The following is a 7,955-nucleotide window of genomic DNA, read 5'->3' as shown; positions in this document are numbered from 1 at the left end:
CGCCGAGCGCTCGGCGGCGGCGGTGCCGTCGGGCGTGTAGGAGAAGACGCGGGCGAGGGCGTTGCCGATGTCCCCTGCGACCCGGCTGGTGGCCGCTGTGTCGGTGAGCGCCCGGTTCTGGGCGGACTCGGCCGACCTCAGCTCGTGGGCGGCGCGGAGGAAGCCGCAGCCGCCGAGGACCAGGGTCACGGCAGCCCCTGCCACGACGGCCCGTCTCAGCCGCGGTCCCCGCGAACGGCGTACGCCAGAGAGGCGGTTCCCCTGGCGGCGGTCGGGGCCGTCGCCGGGCTCGTCCCCGGACGGCTCCTCGCGGGACCCGTCGCCGGCCGCGTCCTCGGAGGCCCGCTTCCGGGAGGTGCCGTCCGCGGCGGACGCGTCCGTCGGCCCGTCGGTGCCGCCCCCCTGCCCGGGCTGCTTCGTCCCCGGACCCTCGCCGTCGAAGTCCTGCCCCGTCCCGGCTTCGCGCGCGCCGGACCGGCGGGGCAGCCACGTCCGTGTCATCGGCCGCTCTCCTCCCTCTCCCTTTGGACCGGTACGGCGCTCAGTGCCTGCGCCTTCCACACGCCCTCGCCCGTGCGGGCAAGGACCACCTCCAGGCGCTTGCGGTCGACGGCCGGCTTGTTCGTCCCGGCCGGTGTGGTCGCGACACGGACGGTGGCGATCAGCTTGGCCGTGCCGGAGCGGGTGTCGAGCGCGGTGACGGCTGCCTCCGTGACCGTGCCGCGCGCCGAGGCCCCCGCGCGGGCCCCGGTGCCGCCGAGCTCTTCGCGCAGCGGCCCGGTGGAGACCTCGCGCCAGTTCCGGATGCCCGCCCGCGCACGCTGCCGTGTGGAGGCGTCGATCGTGGTGAGCACGGCGAGTGCCCGGCTTCCGTCGGCGAGCGCCTCGTCCCGTTCCCTGCCGTACGCGAGCGCGTCGTCGGTGCGCGCCTGGGCGTAGGTCCACGCGCCGGTGGCGCAGAAGCCGAGGGCCAGCGCGAGCCCCGTCCCGGCGAGGATCCGGGCCCGCCTCATCGGGCGCCTCCGCCGGCCGGGGCGAGGACGTGGCTCAGGTCGCGCGGTGCCTCGCCGCTCTGCCCGGGCAGGCCGAGCGCGCCGGGAAGCGCCGCGTTGCCGCGCTGCGCCGGGCCGCCGCCCGAGCCGCCCGAGGGCAGGGAGCCGGGTCTGGCCGGTTCGGGCACCGCGCCGCCCCTCGGGGCGTTCGCCGAGCCGCGCACGTTCACTCCCGTCGACGCCGGAGCGGTGCAGGCCGCGCCGGTGTTCAGGGGCGGCGCGGTGCCGAGGTCGAGGCCGTTGCGGTAGCGCGTGGCGCCGTACCCGGCGGTGCAGGGCAGGGGGTCGAAGAAGGTGACGGCCATGCCGAGGTTCAGCTTCCCTCCGTCGACGGCGGTGGAGCCGGCTGAGACGACCGCCGGGTAGGTCACGAGCAGTTCCTCGATGCCCCGCTGCCGGGTGACGGCGATCTCGGCGGTGGTGAGGAGGTTGGCGAGCACGACGCCGAGGCTCGGGTCGAGGTCCCGCAGCACTCCGCTGACCTGGGTGGCGGCCTCGGGGGTGACCGCGAGGAGGCGGCGCAGGTCGGCGTCGGACCCCTTGAGGGCCCGGGCCAGTTCCTCCGCCCCGGTGGCGAAGCCGCGGATCGCCTCGCCTTCCTGGGCCTGGGTGCGCAGGACGGTCTCGCCGTCGTGGATGAGCAGGGTGGTGGACGGCAGGGCCCGGTCGGCGGCCCGGACGAAACCGCTGCCGCTGTCGAGCAGCACCTGGAGGTCGTCGCCGTGCCCTTCGAAGGCTGTGCCCAGCTCGTCGACGACCGTGCGCAGATCGTCCTGCGGAACCGACCGCACCAGGTCGTCCACACTGGCGAGGACGTCGGTGACGGGGGCGGGCACCTGGGTGTCGGTCTGCTCGATGCGGGCGCCGTCCGTGAGGTAGGGGGATCCGTCGCTCTCCGGCCGCAGGTCGACGTACTGCTCGCCGACGGCGGAGAGCCCGGCGACCACGGCCTTGGTGTCGGCGGGGATGCGGGGGGCGGACTTCTTGATCCGCAGCTCGGCGACGACGCCGTCGTCGGTCAGCCCGATCGGCCCGACACGGCCCACCGAGACCCCTCGGTAGGTGACGTCCGCGTGCGTGAACAGGCCGCCGGTACGCGGCAGTCGCACCTCGACCGTGTAGTGGTCGGCGACGCCGACGTGCCGGCCGAGGTCGGCGTAGCGGATGCCGAGGTAGGAGAGGGCAAGGACGGCGACGAGGAGGAAGGCGAGGTTCTTCAGCCGTACGGCGAGGGTGATCACCTGTTCCCACCCGCCTCCGGGTCCGACGGTGCGGTGTCCGCGCCGGGCGTGGGCGTGGGCGCGGACACGGAGGGCAGGGGCAGCGGTGAGGCGCCCCGCGCCCGCTTCGACGAGGAGGGTGTGGAGGGAGCGGAGGGCGTCGGGGCGGGCCGCGGGTCGTCGATCGGCGGGATCACCTGGGTCCCGGGCACGGCGGCCATGCTCAGATACGCGTTGAGGTAGTCGCCCTTCACCCCGTTCAGCACCTCGTCGGTGAAGGGGTAGGTCAGCAGCACCTGGAGGGAGCCGGGCAGGTCCGCGCCGGCGTCGGCGAGTTCCTTCAGCGTCGGCGCGAGGGCTTTCAGGTCGGCGATCATGTCGTCCTTGCTCGCGTCGATGGTGGACACGGCCACGCCGGAGAGCGTGTCGAGGGAGCGCAGCATGGTCAGCAGGGAGCCGCGCTGCCGCTCCAGCGTCTTCAGCCCGGGCGAGAGGCCGGAGAGGACCGTCCCGACGTCGTCCTTGCGGTGGGCGAGGGTCGAGGAGAGCCGGTTGACGGCGTCGAGCGCGTCGGTGATGTCCTCGCGGTGGTCGTCGAGGTCGGTCACCAGGGTGTTCACCCGCCGGAGCATCGAGCGGACCTCGGGTTCCCGGCCGCCGAGGGCCGCGTTGAGTTCCCGGGTGATGGTCTTCAACTGGTTGACGCCGCCGCCGTTGAGCAGCAGGGACAGTGCGCCGAACACCTCCTCGACCTCGGTGGTGCGGCTGGTGCGGGACAGCGGGATGACGCTGCCGTCGGACAGCCTGCCGCCCTCGCTCCTCCCGCGCGGGGCGACGAGCTGGATGTACTTCTCGCCCAGCAGGCTGGACTGCTCCAGGCGCGCGGTCGCGTCGGCGGGCAAGGTGATGTCGCCGTTGATCTCCATGGTGACGCGGGCCGACCAGTCGTCACCGAGCTGGATGCCGGTCACCCGGCCGACCGCGACGTCGTTGACCCGTACCGCGGAGTGCGGGACGAGGCTGAGCACGTCGCCGAGTTCCGCGGTGACGGTGTAGGGCCGGTCGCCGAGGTCGGCGCCGCCGGGCAGCGGCAGGTCCTCGATGCCGCCGAAGCCGCGGGGCAGGGCCGCGACGCCGCCGACGGCGAGGGTGAAGCCGAGGCCGAGGGCGATCAGTCCGCCGACGGTGAGGCCGGCGACCCGGCCGGTGGTGAACGCGCCGCGTCCGAGCGCCGAGGCGGCCCGTCCGCCGGTTCGTGTGCCGCGCTTCATCTCTCCCCCTTCCCCTCGCTCGCGGGCCCGTCGCCGCTCGCGGCGGAGACGCCGGTGACGGGCAGCGGCAGCAGGGGACCTCCCATGCTGATCTCGTTGAGGTTGGCGCGGCCGTCGAGGGTGCGGGCGTCGGGGTTGTAGGCGTTCACGACGTTGCCCGCGGCCAGCGGCGCCACGTCCAGCGCCTCGGCCAGCGAGGCCCGTTGCCGCACCAGCGTGCGGGTGATCGGGACGAGCCGGTCGACGTTCTTCTTCAGCTCGCCCCGGTTGTCCTCGATGAAGGTCTTCACCTGGCCGAGGGCCTTGCCGAGTTCCTCGAGCGCGCCGGTGAGGTCGTCCTTGTTGTCGGCGAAGAAGCCGACGACCTCGTCGAGGCGTTCCTGCGCGGTGCGCACGCCGGTGTCCTTGTCCTTCAGCATGGTGGTGAAGGTCTGGAGGCTGCGGAGCGTCCTGAACAGGTCGCCGCTGCTGCCGTCCAGGGTCTTGGCCGCCTTGCCGAACTCCTCGACGCCGGTGCCGACGGCCTCGCCGTTGCCGTCCAGGTTGGCGGCGCCGGTCCGCAGCAGTCGGGACAGGGCGCCCTCGGCGTTGGCGCCGTCCGGGCCGAGCGCGTCGGCGAGTTCGGTGATCGAGTCGTAGATCTGGTCGATCTCGACGGGGATCCGGTTGCGTGAGGCGGGCAGGACGGCGCCGTCGTCGAGGGCAGGGCCGGTGCTGTGGGCGGGGGTGAGCTGCACGTAGCGGTCGGCGACGACGCTGGGGGCGACGACGACCGCCCGCGCGTTCCGGGGGACCTTCACCCCCTCGTCGAGGCGGAGCTCCACGCGGACCGTGGTGCCCTGCGGGTGCACCGATGACACCTCGCCGACCCGGACGCCGAGGACACGCACATCGGATCCGGCGTGGACGCCGATGACGCGGTCGAAGTAGGCGGTGACGCGGACGCCGTCGGGGGCGAGGGCCGAGGCGGCGGCCAGTCCGCCGGCGGCCAGCACCACCAGGGCGAGCAGTCCGCCGAGGATCTTTCTGCGTCGGGTCATCGCTCACCGCTCCCCGCGGCCGCCGCCTGCTGCTTGGGCGGCAGGCATCCGCTCTCGGGCCGGGACGTCTCCGGCAGGTAGCCGGGGGGCACGACGCCGCACAGGTAGCTGTCGAACCAGCGGCCGTTTCCCAGGGTGTTGCCGACCATGCGGTAGTACGGGCCGACCAGGGCGAGCGTCTTGCCGAGCTGGTCGTTGTTCTTCTCCAGGACGCCGGTCACCCGACCGAGGGCCCTGAGGGTGGGGCCGAGCTGTTTCTCGTTGTCGTCCACCAGACCGCCGAGTTCGGTTCCGAGGTCGCGGCTGCCCTTGAGCAGGGCGCTGATCGCGGCCCGCCGCTTCCTGAGTTCGCCGAGCAGGGAGCCGCCGTCCTCGATGAGGGTCTCGAAGCTGGACTTCTTGTTCTCCAGCGTCCTGCTGAAGCGGGCGCTTCCCTTGAGGAGCCGGGAGAGTTCCGCGTCGCGCTCGGAGACGGAGCGGGACAGGTCGGACAGACCGGTGGCGGCCTTGCTCACATGGGGTGGTGAGTCCTTGAACGTGTCGGAGATGGTCTCGAAGCTCTCCGCGAGCCGGCGGGTGTCGATGGCGTCGACGGTGCCGCTGAGGTCCTGGAAGGCCTGGGTGACGTCGTAGGGGGAGGTGGTGCGGGACGAGGGGATGCGGCTGCCGGGGTCCTGCGGCCGGGACCCGAGCGGATCGACGGCCAGGTACTTGTCGCCCAGCACGGTCTTGACGGCGATGGCGGCGGTGGTGCGGTCGCCGATCCAGGCGTCCTCGACCGTGAAGGAGACCTTCACCTCGGGGCCGTCCAGCGCGACGCCGGTGACCTTGCCGACCTTGACGCCGGCGATGCGCACCTCGTCGCCCTCGTCGAGGCCGGCCGCCTCGGTGAAGTCGGCGCTGTAGTCGGTGCCGCCGGTGAACGGGAGCCGGTCCGCGCCGTAGGCGAGGCCGCCGAGCAGGGTGAGGGCGAGCAGGCCGGCGACGCCGACGGCGACGGGGTCGCGGTCCTTGACCGGCTTCAGGCGCGGGCGCCTCATCCGCGGCACCTCGATTCGGTGATCGCGATGCCGGTCGGCGGTTCGGAGCCGTCCGAGGTGGTCACTCCGCTCACGCGTGCCTCGCAGAGGTAGAGGTTGAACCACGATCCGTAGGAGGACAGCCGGGCCAGGGCGGTCATCTTGGCGGGGGTCCGGTCGAGGAACTCCTGGATCTGCGGGGTGTGTTCGCCGAGGTTGTGCGAGAGCCGGCCCAGTTCGCGGATGTCCCGCTTCAGGGGCGCGCGCCCGTCGTCGAGAAGGCCCGCGGTCACGGTGGTCAGGTCGCCCATGGCCACGACGGCCCGGCCGAGGGGTTCACGGTCCTTGTCGAAGCCGGAGACGAGGTCCCGCAGAGTGACGACGAGGTCGTCGAAGCTGTCCTCGCGGTCGTTGAGGGTGTCCAGGACGGTGGTCAGGTTCTCGACGACCGCGCCGATCACCTTGTCCTTGGCGGCGACGGTGGTGCTGAGCGAGCCGATGCGGCGGATCAGGCTGTCGACGGTGGCGCCCTCGCCTTGGAGGACCTGCACGATCGATCCGGCGAGCTCGTTGACGTCCTTCGGGGAGAGCCCTTCGAACAGCGGCTTGAAGCCGTTGAAGAGGAGGGTCAGGTCGAGTGCGGGGGTGGTGCGGTCCAGCGGCACGGTGGCGCCCTCCTCCAGGGTGCCCTCGACGTCGCCGCTGCCGCGGCCGAGGGCCACGTAGCGCTGGCCCACCATGTTGAGGTACTTCACCGCGGCGGTGGTGGAGCGGGGCAGCCGGCGGTCCTCACGGACGGTGAACGTGACCTGCGCGAGGCGTTGCTGCACGACGCGTACGTCGGTCACCTCGCCGACCGTCACGCCCGAGATGCGCACGCTGTCCCCGTCCCGCAGGCCGGTGACGTCGGTGAAGAGGGCTTTGTAGGTACGGCCCCCGCCGCCCGCGCCGGAGCCGGCGACGCCGAGCCCGAGCAGGGTGGTGGCGAGGGCGGTGACCACCACGAAGGCGAGGGACTTGAGCAGCGGCCCGGTCAGCGGCCGTCGCCGGGTGTGCGCGGTGTCGGGGCCGGTCATCCGAGGGTCACCTCCGTACCGCGGTAGACGGGGCCCGCCAGCAGGCTGCTCCAGTCGGGCAGGTCGCCGGGGGCCGTACCGGCGGCGGGCGCGAGCAGTTCGTTGACGAGGTCGTTCTCCGCCGGGGAGTTGGCGGGTCCGAGGTCCTCGTCGGCCGCGGCGAAGGCGGACGGCGCGGTGGGCCGGGGCAGCGGGCCGACGTAGGGCACGGAGGGGCAGCGCGGCCCGCCGCCGGAGTCGTACACCGGGGTGTCGCGGCCCGGTCGGTAGGCGCCGCGCGCGGGGACGGAGGTGACGTCGACGTGGATGCCGGGCCGGTCGGTGCCCTTGCCGAGCGCCCGGTCCATGGCCGGGACGAACTCGGCGAGGGTGCGCAGGGTGCACGGGAAGGAGGAGGAGTACTCGGCGAGCAGTTCCAGGGTCGGCCGGCCGGCGGCGGTGAGGCGGATGAGGTTGCCCCGGTTCATGCGCAGGAAGGCCGTCATGTCCTCGGCCGTCCGGGTCGTGGCGCCGAGGGCGGAGGCGAGTTCGGCCTCCTGTTCGGCGAGGGTGCCGCTGGTGGTGGTGAAGTCGGTGAGCGCCGTGACGATGTCGGGCGCGGCGTCCGCGTAGACATGGCTGACCTTCACGAGTTCCCTGAGGTCGCGGTTGAGGGCGGGCAGGTGCGGGTTGAACTCGGCCAGGTGCCCCTCCAGCCGGCTCAGCGTCTCGCCGAGCCGGCCCCCGCGGCCTTCCAGGGCCTGCGAGACGGCCGACAGGGTCGCGGCGAGCTTCTGCGGCTGCACGGCGGTGAGCATCGGCAGGACGTCGTCCAGCACCTGCTGGAGTTCGACGGCGTTCGCGGAGCGGTCCTGCGGGATGACGGCTCCGGCGGCCAGCGGCACGGGCGAGGGGTTCTCGGGCGGTACGAGAGCGACGAACCGTTCGCCGAACAGGGTGGTGGGCAGCATCTGGGCGCGGACGTCGGAGGGGACGGCGTCCAGCGTGCCGGGCTTCATGGCGAGGGTGAGGCGGGCGCCGTCACCGGTGGCGTCGATGGCGCGGACCTCGCCGACGACGACACCGCGCAGCTTCACCTCGGCGCCCGGGTGCATCTGGTTGCCGACGCTGTCGGTCTCGACCACCACCGGGTCGGACGCGGTGAACTCCTTGTCGTAGACGGCGACGGCCAGCCAGATCAGCAGGGCGGGCACCAGCACGAACACCACTCCGGCGAGCCGGCGGCGCAGTGTCCGTCCTCTTCCTCGGGTCCCTCGGAATCCCTGGGGTCCGTTCAT

At 73.2% G+C, this 7,955-nt stretch carries 7 protein-coding genes and 1 pseudogene; all 8 read right to left on the bottom strand.

Going from position 1 to position 7,955, the window contains the following annotated elements; all coding sequences use genetic code 11:
- Nucleotides 1-501 (bottom strand): annotated as a pseudogene (locus CCN29_RS09115) (hypothetical protein); the annotation flags it as partial.
- Entirely contained in the window at nt 498-1,013 is a 516-nt protein-coding gene (locus CCN29_RS09110; RefSeq protein ID WP_006135631.1) for a hypothetical protein, read from the bottom strand. The pseudogene CCN29_RS09115 and the gene CCN29_RS09110, both read right to left, overlap by 4 nt.
- Entirely contained in the window at nt 1,010-2,293 is a 1,284-nt protein-coding gene (locus tag CCN29_RS09105) for an MCE family protein (protein WP_031018747.1), read from the bottom strand. Before CCN29_RS09105 ends, CCN29_RS09110 begins: the two co-directional genes overlap by 4 nt.
- Nucleotides 2,290-3,543 (bottom strand): MCE family protein, encoded by a 1,254-nt coding sequence (locus tag CCN29_RS09100; RefSeq protein WP_228730976.1) that lies wholly within the window; start codon nt 3,541-3,543, stop codon nt 2,290-2,292. Before CCN29_RS09100 ends, CCN29_RS09105 begins: the two co-directional genes overlap by 4 nt.
- On the bottom strand, nt 3,540-4,583 hold the full coding sequence (locus tag CCN29_RS09095) for an MCE family protein (RefSeq protein WP_086680917.1): 1,044 nt from the start codon (nt 4,581-4,583) through the stop codon (nt 3,540-3,542). The genes CCN29_RS09100 and CCN29_RS09095 overlap by 4 nt, the downstream gene beginning before the upstream one ends.
- Nucleotides 4,580-5,623, bottom strand: coding sequence for an MCE family protein (locus CCN29_RS09090; RefSeq protein WP_086680920.1), 1,044 nt, complete (start codon nt 5,621-5,623; stop codon nt 4,580-4,582). The genes CCN29_RS09095 and CCN29_RS09090 overlap by 4 nt, the downstream gene beginning before the upstream one ends.
- The gene (locus CCN29_RS09085; protein WP_031059964.1) at nt 5,620-6,678 is read right to left on the bottom strand and encodes an MCE family protein; all 1,059 of its coding nucleotides are present in this window, start codon (nt 6,676-6,678) and stop codon (nt 5,620-5,622) included. Before CCN29_RS09085 ends, CCN29_RS09090 begins: the two co-directional genes overlap by 4 nt.
- Nucleotides 6,675-7,955 carry an MCE family protein gene (locus tag CCN29_RS09080; protein WP_052034413.1) on the bottom strand — a complete coding sequence of 427 codons (1,281 nt, stop codon included), beginning with the start codon at nt 7,953-7,955 and terminating at the stop codon, nt 6,675-6,677. Before CCN29_RS09080 ends, CCN29_RS09085 begins: the two co-directional genes overlap by 4 nt.

The sequence above is a fragment of the Streptomyces pseudogriseolus genome (genome assembly GCA_002154585.1).
GTDB lineage: Bacteria > Actinomycetota > Actinomycetes > Streptomycetales > Streptomycetaceae > Streptomyces > Streptomyces pseudogriseolus.
Note: the sequence above shows the minus strand (reverse complement) of the source record. Positions and strands in the feature narration are given on the sequence as shown.

Excerpts from the sequence above, each read along its gene's own strand:
- CCN29_RS09095 (WP_086680917.1), bottom strand. The coding sequence starts at position 4,583 with ATGACCCGACGCAGAAAGATCCTCGGCGGACTGCTCGCCCTGGTGGTG.
- CCN29_RS09080 (WP_052034413.1), bottom strand. The coding sequence starts at position 7,955 with ATGAACGGACCCCAGGGATTCCGAGGGACCCGAGGAAGAGGACGGACA.
- CCN29_RS09100 (WP_228730976.1), bottom strand. The coding sequence starts at position 3,543 with ATGAAGCGCGGCACACGAACCGGCGGACGGGCCGCCTCGGCGCTCGGA.
- CCN29_RS09090 (WP_086680920.1), bottom strand. The coding sequence starts at position 5,623 with ATGAGGCGCCCGCGCCTGAAGCCGGTCAAGGACCGCGACCCCGTCGCC.
- CCN29_RS09110 (WP_006135631.1), bottom strand. The coding sequence starts at position 1,013 with ATGAGGCGGGCCCGGATCCTCGCCGGGACGGGGCTCGCGCTGGCCCTC.
- CCN29_RS09085 (WP_031059964.1), bottom strand. The coding sequence starts at position 6,678 with ATGACCGGCCCCGACACCGCGCACACCCGGCGACGGCCGCTGACCGGG.